Origin of the sequence: Mesorhizobium sp. B2-1-3 (genome assembly GCF_006442495.1) — a bacterium.
Classification (GTDB): domain Bacteria; phylum Pseudomonadota; class Alphaproteobacteria; order Rhizobiales; family Rhizobiaceae; genus Mesorhizobium.
The window spans coordinates 273494-289320 of record NZ_VFWL01000004.1; the positions used below are offsets into that span (position 1 = coordinate 273494).

The 15827-nt window shown below is 62.1% G+C and carries 15 protein-coding genes; 9 read left to right on the forward strand and 6 right to left on the reverse strand.

Features of this window, described 5'->3' with window-relative positions:
- Positions 1-259 precede the first annotated feature (259 nt).
- Positions 260-2371, forward strand: coding sequence for a catalase (locus FJ973_RS10535; protein WP_140555683.1), 2112 nt, complete (start codon positions 260-262; stop codon positions 2369-2371).
- A 69-nt stretch (positions 2372-2440) separates the two neighbouring features.
- Here FJ973_RS10535 and FJ973_RS10540 read toward each other — a convergent pair whose 3' ends face one another.
- From FJ973_RS10540 to FJ973_RS10555, 4 genes are all read right to left on the reverse strand, one after another.
- Positions 2441-2929, reverse strand: a complete 489-nt coding sequence (locus FJ973_RS10540) for a hypothetical protein (RefSeq protein ID WP_140497376.1) — start codon at positions 2927-2929, stop codon at positions 2441-2443.
- A gap of 86 nt (positions 2930-3015) precedes the next feature.
- Positions 3016-4311, reverse strand: a complete 1296-nt coding sequence (locus tag FJ973_RS10545) for an Nramp family divalent metal transporter (protein WP_140555685.1) — start codon at positions 4309-4311, stop codon at positions 3016-3018.
- A 37-nt stretch (positions 4312-4348) separates the two neighbouring features.
- Positions 4349-4552 carry a hypothetical protein gene (locus FJ973_RS30860; RefSeq protein ID WP_181167659.1) on the reverse strand — a complete coding sequence of 68 codons (204 nt, stop codon included), beginning with the start codon at positions 4550-4552 and terminating at the stop codon, positions 4349-4351.
- Positions 4553-4717: 165 nt separating this feature from the next.
- Complete coding sequence (locus tag FJ973_RS10555; RefSeq protein WP_140555686.1) at positions 4718-5029, reverse strand: hypothetical protein; 312 nt, start codon at positions 5027-5029, stop codon at positions 4718-4720.
- A 128-nt stretch (positions 5030-5157) separates the two neighbouring features.
- Here FJ973_RS10555 and coxB point away from each other — a divergent pair, with 128 nt between their 5' ends.
- The 5 genes from coxB (at position 5158) to FJ973_RS10580 (ending at position 10732) form a co-directional block, all read left to right on the forward strand.
- A complete protein-coding gene (gene coxB, locus FJ973_RS10560) occupies positions 5158-6372 on the forward strand; it encodes a cytochrome c oxidase subunit II (protein WP_246675862.1) in 1215 nt (404 codons plus the stop codon).
- Positions 6369-8312 carry a cytochrome c oxidase subunit I gene (ctaD, locus tag FJ973_RS10565; protein WP_140555688.1) on the forward strand — a complete coding sequence of 648 codons (1944 nt, stop codon included), beginning with the start codon at positions 6369-6371 and terminating at the stop codon, positions 8310-8312. Before coxB ends, ctaD begins: the two co-directional genes overlap by 4 nt.
- Positions 8309-8911, forward strand: a complete 603-nt coding sequence (locus tag FJ973_RS10570) for a cytochrome c oxidase subunit 3 (RefSeq protein WP_140497367.1) — start codon at positions 8309-8311, stop codon at positions 8909-8911. The genes ctaD and FJ973_RS10570 overlap by 4 nt, the downstream gene beginning before the upstream one ends.
- A 1-nt stretch (position 8912) precedes the next feature.
- The gene (locus FJ973_RS10575; RefSeq protein ID WP_140497365.1) at positions 8913-9254 is read left to right on the forward strand and encodes a hypothetical protein; all 342 of its coding nucleotides are present in this window, start codon (positions 8913-8915) and stop codon (positions 9252-9254) included.
- Between the two features lie 107 nt (positions 9255-9361).
- Positions 9362-10732 carry a cytochrome c gene (locus FJ973_RS10580; protein ID WP_140555689.1) on the forward strand — a complete coding sequence of 457 codons (1371 nt, stop codon included), beginning with the start codon at positions 9362-9364 and terminating at the stop codon, positions 10730-10732.
- Between the two features lie 58 nt (positions 10733-10790).
- Here the strand turns inward: FJ973_RS10580 and FJ973_RS10585 are convergent, their stop codons facing one another.
- Positions 10791-11729, reverse strand: a complete 939-nt coding sequence (locus tag FJ973_RS10585) for a LysR family transcriptional regulator (protein ID WP_140555691.1) — start codon at positions 11727-11729, stop codon at positions 10791-10793.
- A 125-nt stretch (positions 11730-11854) separates the two neighbouring features.
- Between FJ973_RS10585 and FJ973_RS10590 the strand changes: the two genes are divergently transcribed.
- The 3 genes from FJ973_RS10590 (at position 11855) to FJ973_RS10600 (ending at position 14148) form a co-directional block, all read left to right on the forward strand.
- On the forward strand, positions 11855-12067 hold the full coding sequence (locus tag FJ973_RS10590; RefSeq protein WP_140497359.1) for a 4-oxalocrotonate tautomerase family protein: 213 nt from the start codon (positions 11855-11857) through the stop codon (positions 12065-12067).
- Between the two features lie 33 nt (positions 12068-12100).
- Positions 12101-12841 (forward strand): SDR family oxidoreductase, encoded by a 741-nt coding sequence (locus FJ973_RS10595; RefSeq protein ID WP_140497357.1) that lies wholly within the window; start codon positions 12101-12103, stop codon positions 12839-12841.
- A gap of 395 nt (positions 12842-13236) precedes the next feature.
- Positions 13237-14148, forward strand: a complete 912-nt coding sequence (locus FJ973_RS10600) for an alpha/beta hydrolase (RefSeq protein WP_140555693.1) — start codon at positions 13237-13239, stop codon at positions 14146-14148.
- A 143-nt stretch (positions 14149-14291) separates the two neighbouring features.
- Here FJ973_RS10600 and FJ973_RS10605 read toward each other — a convergent pair whose 3' ends face one another.
- Positions 14292-15818 carry a M81 family metallopeptidase gene (locus tag FJ973_RS10605; RefSeq protein WP_140555694.1) on the reverse strand — a complete coding sequence of 509 codons (1527 nt, stop codon included), beginning with the start codon at positions 15816-15818 and terminating at the stop codon, positions 14292-14294.
- Positions 15819-15827 lie beyond the last annotated feature (9 nt).

Here is a 15827-nt window from a genome sequence, read left to right on the forward strand (position 1 = left end):
AGAAAGAAGTATGAATGCAGACCCCAGCTAAATGCATGGACGTTTGTATCGTTCCGGGCGTTGAAGACAACTCTCCAGAAAATTCTGATGCGGCCGAACGATCCTGCTGCGGCCGCGCCCCCCTTGCGCGCCGTCCACCAGCGTGTTCGCGCTGGCTTAGGATAGGCGCGACGCGCCGTTGTGCGGGAACAAAGCCATGCACCGGCAGTTCGGCGCCTTGAGCCAAGTCAGCCCACGGGCGTCAATCGAGGAAAAAATCATGGCCAAATCCGCACACCGTTCAGCTCCCAAATCGGCGCGTATGCACGATCAGAATGCCGCGCGCGGAAATGGCGGCGAATTGCACCAGATCGCGGAAGCCGACACGCCTGTTCTCACGACTGCCCTGGGAACGCCTGTCTCCGACGACCAGAACACATTGCGGATTGGCGAGCGCGGACCGTCTCTGATCGAGGACTCCCACTTTCGCGACAAGATCTTCCACTTCGATCACGAACGCATCCCGGAAAGGGTGGTGCATGCCCGTGGTTACGGCGCTCATGGCTATTTCGAGACTTATGAATCGCTGGCCAAATACACGCGTGCCGACATTTTCCAGCGCGCCGGCGAAAAGACGCCTGCCTTCGTGCGGTTCTCGACGGTTGCCGGCAACAAGGGCTCGTTCGACCTCGCCCGAGACGTGCGCGGCTTTGCCGTCAAGCTCTATACCAAAGAAGGCAATTGGGACCTCGTCGGCAACAATATTCCCGTGTTCTTCATCCAGGACGCCATCAAATTTCCGGACCTCATCCATGCTGCCAAGCAGGAGCCAGACCGGGCTTTCCCGCAGGCCCAGACCGCACATGACAATTTCTGGGATTTCATCAGCCTGATGCCGGAATCGATGCACATGGTCATGTGGATCATGTCGGATCGAGCGATACCGCGCTCCTTCCGTTTCATGCAAGGCTTTGGCGTCCACACGTTCCGCCTCGTCAATGCCGACGACGAATCCACATTCGTCAAATTCATCTGGAAGCCGAAACTCGGCATGCAGTCGGTGATCTGGAACGAAGCGGTCAAGATCAATGGCGCCGATCCCGACTTCCACCGCCGCGACCTGTGGGAAGCGATCCAGTCAGGAAACTTCCCGGAATGGGAGCTGACGGTGCAATTGTTCGACCAGGATTTTGCCGACAGCTTCGACTTCGACATCTTGGACGCCACGAAGATCATCCCTGAAGAGATCATTGAGCCAATCCCGGTCGGGCGGCTGGTGCTCGACCGTATGCCGGAGAATTTCTTCGCCGAGACCGAGCAGGTTGCATTCATGACCCAGAACGTGCCGCCCGGGATCGACTTCTCCAACGACCCGCTTCTGCAGGGCCGCAACTTCTCCTATCTCGACACCCAGTTGAAGCGGCTGGGCAGCCCGAACTTCACCCATATTCCGATCAACGCTCCGAAATGCCCCTTCGCACATTTTCAGCAGGACGGGCACATGGCCATGCACAACCCGGTCGGCCGCGCCAACTATGAGCCGAATTCGTGGGGCTCGGGTCCCCGCGAGGATCCGCAACGCGGCTTCCGCTCTTTCGCCGACGCCGAAGAGGGGCAGAAGGTGCGTCTGCGGGCGGAGAGCTTCGCCGACCACTACAGCCAGGCGCGGCAATTCTTCAACAGCCAGACAGCGCCGGAGCAACGCCATATCGCCATGGCGCTGACATTCGAATTGAGCAAGGTGCAGGCACCGGCGATCCGCGAACGCATGGTGGCGCATCTGCTGAACATAGACGAAACGCTGGCGACTCAAGTCGCCGACAAGCTTGGCATTCGGAACATGCCCGACCCCGCCGAGACCGCCATTCCGCCGCGCGACGACCTGCCGCCGTCTCCGGCTCTCAGTATCATCGAGAACGGTCCCGATAGTTTCAAAGGCCGCAAGGTCGGCGTGTTGCTGAGCGACGGGGCCGACACGGCCCTTTTCGAACAACTTCGCTCGGCCATCGAAACGGAAGGCGCGGTCATGGAGGTGATAGCGCCCAAGGTGGGCGGCGTCGAGGCCGCAGACGGCACCCACATCGAAGCCAGACACATGATCGACGGCGGTCCGTCGGTCCTGTTCGACGCCGTGGTCCTGCTCCTGTCCGAGCCGGGCGCCGAGTTGCTGGTCAAGGAGGCAGCCGCGAAGGACTTCGTGTCGGATGCCTTTGCGCATTGCAAATTCATCGGCTTTACAGAGGGAGCCGCGCCTCTCCTGGCCAAGGCAGGCGTCGCAGCCGATGCCGATGAGGGATTGATGCGGCTGGACTCCGCAGCCTCCGCCAACACATTCGTGCAGGCTTGCCGCAAGCTGCGGCTGTGGGCCCGGGAAGCGGCCGTCAAGCTGTGACGCTATCGACCGGCACGGATTCCCGTCCGTGAGCGGCGGTTCGGCCAGCGGGATTCCAGTCGGTGCGGGCTAGGGGCGGTCTTGCTCCTTGGCCTCCCGCTGTTTTCTCAGCACTTCGTCGGTTCCGACCAGCTTCTTGGCTCCGCCTGGAATGGAGGTGGACACCACCGCTGGCGGGTCGCTTGCGGGAAAGGAATCTTCCAGACCGGCCTGCAGCTGATCCTCCAGCGTTTGCGGCTCTTCCGAGCGGCCGGGGGTTCTGCGGTCCTCTATCTTTTCCAGCGGTTGCTTCTTATCCGGCGATTCGTTCGCGTTCCTGATCCAGGCATAAAGCTGTTCGATCGCGAATTCCTTGATTGCCTCGAAATCGGCTCGATCGTCCTTGGTCGCCTCGATCTGATCGACCATGGCTTTCTCGAACCGGGCAAGGCTATCACCCCCGCAGGCCCGGGAAAGACGCAACAATGCCTCATGCAGCATCATCGGGGCGAAACGAGCCGAAGCCTCGAGTCTCAGTTGCTCTAAATGCTCTTGAGTGGCGGCTTGGAGCTTTGACATGGACAGCCCTTTCTCTCACACGCATTTCAACGAGAGTTGACCGTGGATGTTCCACTGCGCCTGAACGTCCTTTCCGCGCCGGCGAACTACATGAACCAGGTCGCCACCAGTCCCGCGGACGCCGCAAAGACCGCTATGGTCGTCACGCCACCCAGAATGTTGGTGGCCCTGCTGTTGACCTTGTCGCCCATGATCTTGCGATTGTTGGTCATGATGAGCATGAGAAGCAGCAGAGGTGGCGTCGAAAAACCCTGCACGATGCCGGACCAGACCAAGGCTTTCATCGGGTTGAAGCCAAAGAAATTGAGACCCACCGCCACCAGGGTGATCACTCCCGTCGCGATGTAGAATTTGGGCGCATGCCGGGGCTTGGCGTTCAAGCCATTCTTCCACCCCATGGCCTGCGCGAAATCGAAAGCGGCGCCGGCCGTCATGACCGGCACCGCCAGGAAGCCGACGCCGATCACCCCGGCCGCAAAGAGAATTCCGGCCGCGTCGCCCGCAAGCGGCCGCAGCGCTTCGGCCGCCTGCGCTGCCGTTTCGATCTGGGTATGCCCCGCCTCGTACAGCGTCGATCCGGTCGAAAGGATGATGAAATACATGATCAGGTTGGAAAAGATCATGCCGATCAGGATATCGCGCCGGGACCGGCGGAGTTCACCCTCGGTGGCTCCCTTGCGCTCTTCGAGGCTCGTCCTGCCCTTGGCGATCTCCTCCTCCACCTCCTGATTGGACTGCCAGGTGTAGAGATAGGCGGACAGCGTCGTGCCGATGATGGCGACGATGATGGACAGATATTCGCGGCTGAACTCGATTTTCGGCAGCAAGGTGCCGCGCAGCACCGAGACCACATCCGGCTTGGCGAGCACAGCGGAGACCACATAGGCGAGCAGGGCCAGTGCCAACCATCGGAATATGTTGCGGATTAGCTTGTAGGATCCGAACATCTGCAAGGCAAGAATAATCATCGCGACACCGATGACGACCGAGTTTGAAGGCAGCGGAACGAACAGCACGACAGCCGCCGACATCGCGCCAAGGTCGGCGGCTGCCTCGATCGTGTTGCCGATCAGCACGCCCACCAGCACGGACCACAGCAGCCAACGCGGATAGAAATCGGAAATGACCTTGAAAAGACCACGGCCCGACACCTGGCCAAGTTTGGACGAGAGATAGACGACGATGTACATCATCGGGAGAGTGACAGGAGCCGTCCACAAAAGGTCGGGCCCGAACCGGGCTCCGGCACTCGCATAGGTGCCAATGGCCGAGCAATCGTCGTCAGCCGCCCCAGTGATCAGTCCGAGCCCGAGAGCGCGTGTGATGCCGCCGTCTTTTCGCTTTCCCTCGCTTCGGCCGGCATCGTCAGCTGCTCCACTCATGGGAGATGCGTGTCCAACGAGGCCACACGGGAAAAAATCATGTCGATTGTTCCGACCAAGTGCCGATGCCGAGATTGAGGTTCGAACCTCCGGTCAAGCTTTTTGTTCCTGTGGAAGCCAACCGCCAATGAAACGCAGCGCCCGCCTTGGCCGTTGATGCGGCTGGAGCCGCATCGCCTTGAAGATCGACATGGATATGCCTGGGGCCGACGGTCGAAAAGAGTGCGGTGAGGCTCTTCACCCGCACCTTCCCCTAGCCGGCCTGATCTATGGCGGGGCGGCGCTGCTCATGGCGACCCTCTGGATCCGGGAAAGCGGAAGGCGGCAGGCCCGACACGACCTGCGTGCCGTCTGACACCGAAGAATCGAAACAAAAAGCCAACCGCGGGGCGATCCACAGCCGCTGTCAGGCGGAACCTCGTCCCGGTAATTGCGTCTCTTCGCTGACCTGCTTCCGCAGCTCCTCACGCGCGCGTTCCACCTGGCCCTCGCCCGCGGATTGCGAGGCGCTGCGCCCCGACCGATCCAGCCTGTCCAACTCGTGCTCGACCGTTTGGCGAGAGCCCTCCGCCGGATCCTCTTCCGGATGGCTGTCCGCAGCCTGTTCCTGCCGCGTCTCTTCCCTGCCTCGGCGGTCGTTGCGCGTCGCGTCCTGGCTGTGATCGTCCTTGCCTGCGACGCTTCGATTTCCGCCGGCCGTTTTGTCTGTGTTGCTCATGGCTAGTTCCTAAGCTTTCGCGGCGTGGAACCGTCCGATGCGCGTCCCGCGCCTTTGCCTGGAGAAACGGACATATCCGCCATTTGGTTGCGCTCCCGGCGCGCAAGCATCGGCCCGGCGCCAATCGCATGGCGGAGAAAAGCCGGCCATCGTTGCCAGGCATCCTTTTACAGCGATTCGCGTTATCGCCTTGGCATCCATGGGGATTTCACATGGCAAGATGCACGGGCCCGTCCATCCGCCTGCGGCAACGGCGGCAATGGCCCATTGCGTCCGCCTTTGCACGTCCAGCTCGAAGCACGTCCGGCAGCCGTCTTCCAGGCGTCCTGAAATGGCTCGGCCTCGCGTCTACAGTGGTCTCGGCACCGGTCCTGAGCGGGTGCAGCGGCTGGCAATCCGCACTCCACGCACATGGTGCGAATGCCCGTGCGATTCTCGATCTCATCTGGTCTTTTGGCGCGGTGGCGACCATCACCTGGCTGCTCGTCATGCTGGCCCTGGCAATGGCGCTCTTCCATCAGCGCCGGGCACAAGCAGGACCCCCGCCGCTGGTCATCGACAGCCATCAGGAGCACAGGTTTAGCCGCGCGGTCGGAAGCGCCGTCGCGGCGACCGTGCTGGTTCTCGCCGCGCTGACGATAACGAGCTTCTTCGCCGGCAAATCCATTGCCTCGCTGGGCGGAAAGGAGACGCTCACCATCCGCATCACAGGGCATCAATGGTGGTGGGAAATACGCTATCCCAACGATGATCGGTCGCGCATGATTGTCACGGCGAACGAGATCCATCTTCCCGTCGGCGAACGGGTAAAGGTGGAACTCGATTCGACCGATGTCATTCACAGCTTCTGGGTGCCAAGCCTCGCCGGTAAAAGGGACCTCATTCCGGGCCGGCCGAGCGAGATCACCCTCATTGCCGACAGGCCTGGTATCTATCGCGGCCAGTGCGCCGAGTTCTGCGGCTACCAGCATGCTCACATGGCCGTCACCATCATCGCGGAAAGCCGCGAAGCGTTCGAGGCATGGCGGTCCAGACAAGACGCCGCCGCCATCGCGCCTGCCAGCGAGGAGGAACGCCGCGGCCAGCGGGCTTTTCTTTCCACCGGTTGCGCGCTCTGCCACACGATAAGGGGGACGCCGGCCAAGGGAGCGGTCGGGCCCGACCTTACCCATCTCGCACACCGGCGTGCATTGGCCGCCGACACGCTGGCCATGACACCCGGCGCGCTCGCCGCGTGGATCGCCGATCCGCAATCCATAAAACCCGGCGCGAAGATGCCGCGCATTGCTCTCAGCGCCGACGATCTTCGTGCGGTCGTCGCCTATCTTGGAAGTCTTGAATGAGTGGCGTTGCCAGGAAGACGGCTAGGCGAAAACAGGAAGCGGCCCTGAAAGGCATCCGCGACACCGGGCTCGACGAGGCAAGACTGCACGACTATCTGGCGCATGCCTGGCGGACGCCGAACGGCCTCTATGGTTGGCTGGTCACGGTCGACCACAAGCTGATCGCCCGGCGCTATATGGTGACGGCCTTCCTGTTCCTCGCCCTTGCAGGCCTGTCGGCACTTGCCATGCGGTTCCAGCTTGCCACGCCGGAGGCACGCCATATCGGCCCCGATCTCTACAACCAGCTCTTCACCATGCATGGCACGACGATGATGTTCCTGTTCGCCGTACCGGTCATGGAAGCGTTCGCCATCTACCTGGTGCCGCTGATGATCGGCACCCGAAACGTCGCCTTCCCGCGGCTCAACGCCTTCAGCTACTGGGTCTATCTCTCCGGTGGGTTGATGATCTGGATCGCCTTCGCTTTCGACACCGGCGCGGATGCCGGCTGGTTTTCCTACGTGCCGCTCGCCGGACCTGAATATGGGATCGGCAAGCGCCCCGATTTCTGGGCGCAGATGGTGACCTACACCGAAGTGTCCGCACTCGCGGTCGCCGTCGAGATCATCGCGACTGTGTTCAAGCAGCGCGCCCCTGGCATGTCGCTCGATCGCATCCCGCTCTATGTCTGGTCAGTCCTCGTCATGGCTTTCATCATATTGTTCGCCATGCCCGCGGTGATGGTGTCGAGCACCATGCTGATCCTCGACCGGCTGGTCGGCACCAGGTTCTTCGACCCGGCGGCGGGGGGCGACGCACTGCTCTGGCAGCACCTGTTCTGGTTCTTCGGCCACCCGGAGGTCTATATCATCTTCATTCCCGCGACCGGCTTCGTCTCGGCTATCCTGCCGAGCTTCGTGCGCCGTCCGGTCTTTGGCTATCTCGGGATCGTGCTGTCGCTGGTTGCGATCGGCTTCCTATCCTTTGGACTATGGGTGCACCATATGTTCGCCACGGGCCTGCCGCAGCTCGGCGAAAGCTTCTTCACCGCCTCCTCGATGATGATCGCCATTCCGAGCGGCATCCAGATCTTCTGCTGGATCGCGACGATCTGGGGCGGCCGGCCGATTTTTGCCACGCCGCTGCTTTTCGTGCTCGGCTTCATCTTCACCTTCGTGATCGGCGGGCTGACCGGGGTCATGGTCGCCTCGGTGCCGCTCGACCTGCAGGTGCACGATACCTATTTCGTCGTCGCACATTTCCACTATGTGCTGGTCGGAGGCGCCGTCTTCCCCCTGCTCGGCGCCGTCTACTACTGGTTTCCCAAGATCACCGGCCGCATGCTGTCCGAGAGGCTCGGCCGCTGGAATTTCTGGCTTGTCTTCATCGGCTTCAATCTCACCTTCTTCCCGATGCACATCCTTGGCTTGCAAGGCATGCCGCGGCGCGTCTACACCTATCCGCCGGCGAGCGGCTGGGGCGGCACGAACCTGTTCATCAGCATCTCGTCGCTGGTGGTGTTCGCCGGCTTCGCGCTTCTCGTCCTGAACATGCTGCTCAGCCTTCGCAACGGTCGCCTCGCGGGAGACAATCCCTGGGGGGCGAGCACACTGGAATGGGCAACGACGTCACCGCCGGCTTCCTACGATTTTTCGCGCCTGCCAGTGGTGACCCATCGCGAGCCGCTCTGGGCCGAACCCGACATACTCCCGGTGGTCGAGGGCCTGCGCGTCGATGCGCGCGAAGTGCTTGCCGGCACGGTCGCCGATGCGGTGCCGCAACTGCGCGTGCCATCGGCCGACAATTCGATCTGGCCGCTGCTCTCGGCCATCGCCGTGGGTGGCGCGTTTCTGGGCTCAATATACACGCCATGGGCGGTGGTCTGGGGCGCGATACCGGTCTCGATCGGCTTTATCTGCTGGTTCTGGCCGAAAGGCGAGCCGGAGGACGAAGAATGAGACACCGGCCAACCGTCGACGTCAGCCACCTGCCCACCTATGATTTTGGATCGGCAAGCCCGATCTGGTGGGGAACGGTGGCCTTCATCGCCCTTGAAGCAACCGGTTTTGCCCTGGCGATCGGTACCTATTTCTACCTGGCTGTGCAGGCGCGGCATTGGCCGATCGGAGCGCCGGCACCCGATCTCCTGCCGGGCACGGCAATATTGATCATTCTGCTTGCCAGCGCCGTCCCCAACCGTCTGATCGATCTTTGGGCGCGGCGGCAGGACCTTGTGAAGGTGCGCATCGGCATCGTCGTCATGTCGATCGCCGGAATTCTTCCCCTGATCGTGCGCATCTGGGAATTTCCCGCGCTCCGGATCTCCTGGGACCAGAACGCCTACGGGTCGATCGTCTGGCTCCTGCTCGGCCTGCACACGACACACCTCCTCACCGATGTCGGGGACACGATCGTGCTCGCGGTTCTCATGTTCACCAAGAAAGGCAACACCGGACGCCACTTCAGCGACGTGTCGGACAATGCCTTCTACTGGGACTTCGTGGTCGTCTCATGGGTCGTGCTCTATCTCGTAATTTACTGGGTTCCGAGGATGTAACATGCAGGCGATCCGCACGGGCGTTTCCTGGGCAGGCATGGCCACCGGACCAACGGCGTGGGCGATATCGCTGCAGCTCGACTATTCAATCGCATATTGGCAATGCGACGCCGGGTTTCGGCCCACTGTTCTGTTCTCGCTGACAGGCGCCGCCGTCGCGGCGCTGGGCGTCCTGTCGTCATGGCGCGCCGTTCATGATCCAGGGCACGGCACGAGCCCGCCCCTGAAGGCGCGCACGCGCGCGTTTCTGGCCAGGACTTCGGTAGGCATCGGGGCCCTGTTCACGCTCGTCATGCTGGCGCAAATGGCGGCCGGATTGATCTTCAGCGGATGCGAACTGTGACTGTGCAGCGGAGCCGACGAGCGGTCATCCGCCATGGGCAGCGTTTGCGGTGGCCTGCTGCGAGCGTTCCGTTCCTCGCCGTTCTCCTACGTGTAGTCGCGGCCGTCATGGCGTCGCTGGCGCCTGGCACGCCGCTGCGGGCGAACGAGATCCAGAAAGGCGAATATCTTGCCCGAGCCGCCGATTGCGTCGGCTGCCACACGTCCAATCCGAGCCGGCCTTTCGCCGGAGGCTATCGGGTGCCGACGCCGTTCGGCGATGTCTATTCCACCAACATCACACCGGACCTCGACACAGGCATCGGGCGCTATTCCGCCGACGAATTCGTGCGAGCCGTGCAGAAAGGCGTCAGACGCGACGGGGCCGATCTCTATCCCGCCATGCCATATGACAGCTTCGTCGGGATGAACCGCGAGGATGTGCTCGCGATCCGAGCCTACCTGCTCACGACCGCGCCGATTTCTCAGCCGCCGCCGCCAAACATACTGCCCTTTCCATTTAACCAGCGCTGGACGCTCTGGTTGTGGAAACTTGCCAACCTCCACGCCGGCGGCTTCGGACCAAATCCAAGCCGAACCGGCGCATGGAACAGGGGCGCCTACCTGGTGGAGGTGCTTGGCCACTGCGGCGCCTGCCACACTCCAAGGAATACAACGTTCGGCATGGATGAAGATCGCAAGCTTGCCGGCGGCAGCGCCGGTATCTGGCAGGCGTTCAACATCAGCAGCGACAAGATCGCGGGCATAGGCGGCTGGAGCGATGAGGAGCTGTTTCGGTTTCTCAAGACCGGCGCCATGCCTGGAAAGGCATATGCGGGCGGTCCGATGGCGGAAACGGTCATGAACAGTCTGCAATATCTTTCGGACGACGACATTCATGCCATCGTCGCCTATCTCAGGACCGTGCCCGCCCAATCGGGAGACGAGAAGCGGCCGCGCTTCGCGTGGACCAATCCGCCCGCAGCCGCCCGCGATGCCGGGACGAAGACCAGCGTGGAGGGCAGCGGGGTCGCGGTGGGCGACGATCTCTACCGGTCGCTCTGCTCGGGATGTCATGGCCTGAATGGAGGCGGATCGGCGGATGGCACCTATCCATCACTGACCAACAACAGCACTCTCGGCGTAACCTCGCCTGAGAATGTCGTCATGACCATCCTTGAAGGCGTCAAGGCAGGCGGCGTCGCGGGCCGCAAATCGATGGCGGCCTTTGACGGCTGGCTGGACGACGGCCAGGTGGCGGCCCTTGCAAACTATGTGACAGCGCGCTTCGGAAACCCGCAAGTCAGCGTCACGGCAGCCGATGTGCGCCAGATGCGGGCAGGCTCGACGACAGAGCAGACGGTGCTGGTTCTGGCGGCCCAGGGGCTGGTGGGGGGCGGCATCGTATTTGTGCTTGGTCTGGCGCTTCTGCTCGCCAGACGCCTTCGCCTGAGAAGGCACCAGAGGCATCTCACATTCGTGTCAAGGGGCAGGCCATGAGACGGTGTGCCGAAGCGTGGCGGACCTGTTCCGCCTTTCCGTGCAACGATGAACTGCCTCAGCTTGATATCTCGACCGAGCCCTTCTGAGAGGAACTCCCGGCAACGCCGCGAGGGGCCCGAAAAACCTCCGCCAGCCAATCAATGAACACCCTGATCCGCGAAGACAGATGGCGGCTCTGGGGATAGAGCACGGATACGGGTATCGGCGGTGGTGGGAAGGCTTCCAGTATCGGAACCAATTGCCCGGTGGCGATCTGATGCTCTACGCGATAACGCGGGACCTGTATCAACCCGAGCCCGGCGACGCCGGAGGCCGTGTAGATTTCGGCGCCCCGGACGACGATATCGTAGGGCAGTGGAACCTCCCTTGCCGCGCCGTCCTTATAGAATTCCAGCGGGTACGGCTGCCCTGTCGCGGAGGCGGTATAGGCAACCATGCGATGGCCGCCGAGATCATCCGGTGTTGAAGGGACGCCGTGACGTTCAAGATAGGCTGGGTTCGCCAGGGTGAGTTGCTCGAATGCGGTTATGCGGCGACCGATCAGAGACGAGTCGGACAGTTCGCCGGCTCGCACGACGCAATCGACGCCTTCAGTGATGAGGTCGACCATCCGGTCGCCTTCGCTGAGGCTGAGCGAGATGCCGGGATAGCGCGTGATGAACTCGGGCAAGGCGGGCATGACGAAAAACCGCGCGATGGTCCCCTGCATATCCACACGAAGCGGACCCTTGGGTTCGGCATTCCTGAAGACGCTCTCCACCTCATCCAGGTCCGCAAGAAGCCGGATGCAGCGTTCATGGTAGAGTGCGCCATCGAGCGTCGGCCTCACATTTCGGGTTGTTCGTTCGAGGAGCCGAACGCCGAGATCCGCTTCCAGGCGCTGGATCGCATGGGTGGCGGTGGGCCGCGGAACCTGCAGGTCCCGCGCGGCCTGAGCAAAGCTCCCACGCTCGACGATCCTGACGAAGAGCCGCATGACGTCGATGCGATCCATGACCATCTCGTAGTTGATTGTTATGGTTTTTGAAATGGTGATGTTGAAATCGGCCTTCTAGTGCTGGTTTTAAAAACGGCTACCTTCACACCATTCAAGTCATCAGATCGACAGGAGTGAAGATCATGCCCTTCGTCAATTTCAAGGTCCCCGAGGCGGCGCTGAACCGGGCCCAGAAAGAAGAGATCGTCCATCGGGCCACGGCGATGCTCGTGGAATATTTCTCCGAGGCCGCTCGGCCGCATACCATGGTCCTGATCGAGGAGGTCAAGGACGGCGGTTACGCCCGCGCCGACGAGGTCTTCGTGATCCCGCAGGAATATCGAGCGAAGGATTGATATCGGCAACAACACGGCAAAGGAACAACCACAATGACCACCTCAACGAATAGGGTTGCAATCGTCACGGGAGCCTCTCGCGGCATCGGAGCGGCCATCGCCCGCCGGCTGGCGAGCGACGGCCTCACGGTCGTGGTCAACTATGCAGGTAGCACCAAAGCGGCCGCCAAGCTGGTGGATGAGATCGAAAAGGCCGGCGGTCGGGCCACCTCCTTCCAGGCCGATGTCAGCGACCCGCAAGCTGTGAGACGGATGTTCGATTCCGCCGAAGCGGCCCATGGCGGCGTCGACGTGCTGGTGAACAATGCCGGCATCATGAAGCTCGCACCGGTCGCTCAATTTGATGATGCGACTTTCGATCAGACCATCGCGATCAATCTCAAGGGCACGTTCAACGGCCTTCGCGAGGCGGCGAGGCGCCTGCGCGACGGCGGCCGCATCGTGAACTTCTCGACCAGCGTCGTCGGACTCTATCAGCCGACCTATGGCGTTTATGCGGCCACCAAGGCCGCGGTCGAAGCGCTCACCCACATTGTGGCGAAGGAGTTGGGATCCCGCGCCATCACGGTCAACGCGGTTGCGCCGGGGCCGGTGGCCACCGAGCTTTTTCTCGAAGGCAAGGATCAGGCTACGCTCGATCGTATCAAACAGATGAACCCGCTCGGCCGTCTGGGCGAGGTCGACGACATCGCGCGCGTCGTCTCCCTGCTGGTTGGACCGGACAGCGGCTGGATCAACGGCCAGATCGTCCGAGCGAATGGCGGGGTCATCTGAGGAACAGGATCATGAAGCAAGTCCGGCTCGGATAGGGGAAGGCTTTCCGTGAACGGGCTGCCTCGGACGGAGGTCGACAAGAGCGGCCTGATGGTCGCATGCCAAGGAACCCGATCGCGCCGTCCTCGTTGGGCAGGGATGCAGACCCACGCGCGCTTCATCATGCCGTCAACCGCGGCCACAAATGCTCGACATCGCCTTTCTGGAGGAAGGCGCGAAGCATGACACAGCGGCTTTGCTGCTGCACGGCTGGCCTGACGACGCTACCACCTGGGTTTCTGTCGCCGAGAGATTGTCCAGGGCCGGAATTCGCACCATCGCACCATGGCTGAGAGTTTCGGTCCGACCCGCTTCCTGTCGGATTCCTCGACAAGTCTCTGGATACGGAGGACGAGATGATTGCGAACTGGACTCTGCCTGAACGCTTCATCTACCGCGGTCATGCGATCGCCTGGGGCACGCTCGGCGAGGGACAGGCTGCGATCCTCCTGCACGGCTCGCCATTTTCCTCGCTGGTGTGGCGGCGAATTGCACCGTGGCTCGCGCGGCACCGTCGGGTTTTCTTTTATGATTTGCTGGGTTTCGGGCAGTCCGACAAGCCGGACGCCGACGTCCTGCATGGTCTTCAGAATGGACTTTTCGCGGCGCTGGTAAAGCACTGGGGTATAGAGCGCCCGGACGTCGTCGCGCATGACTTTGGCGGGTCTGCCGCGCTGCGCGCCCATCTCATGGACGGCATCGACTACAGCAGCCTGATGCTGATCGATCCTGTCGCAATCAGCCCGCAGGGATCCGCGCTGGTGCAGGCGGCCAAGGTGCACCAAGACGTTTTTGCCGGTCTTCCAGCCTATATCCATGAAGCCGTCCTGCGCGCGTATATCGGTGCCGCAGCGAAGCACAAATTGCGCGAAGAGGAGATGCGGCTTTATCTCCAGCCTTGGCTTAGCGAGGAGGGCAAGAAGGCGTTCTGGCGCCAGGTGGCGCAGATGGACGACAAGTACAGCGAAGAGGTCGAGGACCGCTACGGTGAAATCCGCTGCCCCGTGAGCATTCTTTGGGGCGCCGAGGATGAATTTATCCCGTTGAAAGATGGTGAAGAACTCGCGCGGCGCATCCCAAACGCTCCATTCATTGTCGTACCGGATGCGAAGCATCTTGTTCAGGAGGACGCGCCAGAGGCTATCACCGCAGCCGTTCTCGACTTCTGGCACCGGGACGGCGCGCGTCACGATGCAGCGCGGACGCCGCCGTTTTCCGAGCCTCGAAGAACGGCCCGGGCAGGCCCGCAGGCCGGAGCGAATAGATGAGCTGAAGCGTATCGGCGATGTCTGTGACTTGACGGTCGATGATCGATCGCACCGCCGTCGCCACGCAGGGCCTGCGAAGAGTGCGCTCGCTGTCAGCATTCGCATCCAGGAAGGGGCCGTCTGCACTGGCCCGCTTTGGTAATTTAGAATGTGTCGACCAAGGGACGAACGAAGCGCTCGAAATCCTTGTCGAGCGGCCAGAGCGGGCGCGGCGCGTGGATATAGGGGCGCCGCTCTGCCCGCGGCGTTGCCAGCGCGCCTGCATCGCAGACGATGACCTTGCCCGATATCGGCTCGAATGCCGCCCGGAAATGCTGCATCGATTTCAGGACCAACACGCGGCGAGCCGTCGGTTCTATCCCGAAAGCGCGCAATTGCTGAAGGTCGACCATCTGCTGCGCTTCTGAAACGACCATGACTTCGATCCCGTCGACGTCGATTACGGCGGTGGGGCCGAAACTATGGGTGAGCCCGCCCTGAATCGGTCCGTCGCCGACATAGGCGCCGTCCGAAAGCCTAGTCAGCACACCCGTCACCGTCAGCGGGCCGCCGCCGAAGTTGGCGTCGCCCTTGCCGCCAATCGTCACCGTCACGGTTTCGCCTTGCCGGTGACGGTGCAATTCATTTGCCGCTTGAGGATCGATCATCGGCGCGAGTACCGCACCCTTTACTCCCGCATCAAGCAGGCCCTTCAACAGCGCGGTCGAGTCGCCGTAGGAACCGGCGCCGGGATTGTCGGCGTAATCGGCGATAACAAGCGGTTTGTCGCCGCGCCAGGCATGCGCCTCGGCAGCAGCCTCGTCGACCTCGATGAAAACATTGCGCTTCTTGGTCCGGCCCTGCCAGATCCTGTCCGCAAGTTCCTCTGTCACACGCATGGCGGCTGGCTTGGCGCCGGGATCACGGCTGTCATAGGTTGCGAGCACGGTGGGACCGACGCAGGACACGTCGGCGCCCGTGAAGGCTGCATTGACGGAAACCGCGAGCAAGCCCTCGGCCTCGGCCTCGCGGGCGCGGTCATAAAGGGCCAGCGTCTCGGGAATGTCGGTGCGGCCGGAATTCGCTTCGTCCAGCATCGGCACATGCGCCCTGACAGTCCGGGGCGCGATTTCACCTTTCATTGCGCGATCCAGGATACGGGCGGCATGCGCGCCGATTTCGCGCATGTCCACATGCGGATAGGTCTTGTAGGAAACAAGGATCTGCGCGTCCCGAACCATGTCTTCGGACACCATCGCATGAAGGTCGAGCGTTACCGCAACAGGAATGTCCGCTCCAAGTTCGGCCCGCAGAAGGCCCAGCAGATACCCTTCACCGTCATGGCAAAACTCCGGCACCATCGAGCCATGAAGTCCAAGAAGCACTCCATCGAGGCGGCCCTTGTTCGAACGCGCTGCCTCCAGGATAATACCGGCGATGTGGTCATAGGCGGCTTTCGTCACCCGCCCCCCGGGCACGGCATGTGCCGAAATCGCGTGGATCACGTTCCAGCCCGCCGGTTCCGCCACATCCATGAACCCAGCAAGTTCGGTGTTGGCGTTGCGGCGGGCGCGGATCGCTTCGTCGCCAAGGAGAAGCGTGTCCACCTGAAACTGCGGCAAGTCGGTGCGGAAGCGCGAGAACGTATTGCTCTCGTGCATGAATTCGCAGGTAAGGACGGTGAAGGTCATCGGCAATTC

Bases quoted from the DNA above. Each gene is read 5' to 3' on its own strand.
- coxB (WP_246675862.1), top strand. From the start codon at position 5,158: ATGGCGGAGAAAAGCCGGCCATCGTTGCCAGGCATCCTTTTACAGCGA.
- FJ973_RS10590 (WP_140497359.1), top strand. From the start codon at position 11,855: ATGCCCTTCGTCAATTTCAAGGTCCCCGAGGCGGCGCTGAACCGGGCC.
- FJ973_RS10575 (WP_140497365.1), top strand. From the start codon at position 8,913: ATGCAGGCGATCCGCACGGGCGTTTCCTGGGCAGGCATGGCCACCGGA.
- ctaD (WP_140555688.1), top strand. From the start codon at position 6,369: ATGAGTGGCGTTGCCAGGAAGACGGCTAGGCGAAAACAGGAAGCGGCC.
- FJ973_RS10570 (WP_140497367.1), top strand. From the start codon at position 8,309: ATGAGACACCGGCCAACCGTCGACGTCAGCCACCTGCCCACCTATGAT.
- FJ973_RS10585 (WP_140555691.1), bottom strand. From the start codon at position 11,729: ATGGATCGCATCGACGTCATGCGGCTCTTCGTCAGGATCGTCGAGCGT.
- FJ973_RS10540 (WP_140497376.1), bottom strand. From the start codon at position 2,929: ATGTCAAAGCTCCAAGCCGCCACTCAAGAGCATTTAGAGCAACTGAGA.
- FJ973_RS10555 (WP_140555686.1), bottom strand. From the start codon at position 5,029: ATGAGCAACACAGACAAAACGGCCGGCGGAAATCGAAGCGTCGCAGGC.
- FJ973_RS10600 (WP_140555693.1), top strand. From the start codon at position 13,237: ATGATTGCGAACTGGACTCTGCCTGAACGCTTCATCTACCGCGGTCAT.
- FJ973_RS10605 (WP_140555694.1), bottom strand. From the start codon at position 15,818: ATGACCTTCACCGTCCTTACCTGCGAATTCATGCACGAGAGCAATACG.
- FJ973_RS10535 (WP_140555683.1), top strand. From the start codon at position 260: ATGGCCAAATCCGCACACCGTTCAGCTCCCAAATCGGCGCGTATGCAC.
- FJ973_RS10545 (WP_140555685.1), bottom strand. From the start codon at position 4,311: ATGAGTGGAGCAGCTGACGATGCCGGCCGAAGCGAGGGAAAGCGAAAA.
- FJ973_RS10580 (WP_140555689.1), top strand. From the start codon at position 9,362: ATGGCGTCGCTGGCGCCTGGCACGCCGCTGCGGGCGAACGAGATCCAG.
- FJ973_RS10595 (WP_140497357.1), top strand. From the start codon at position 12,101: ATGACCACCTCAACGAATAGGGTTGCAATCGTCACGGGAGCCTCTCGC.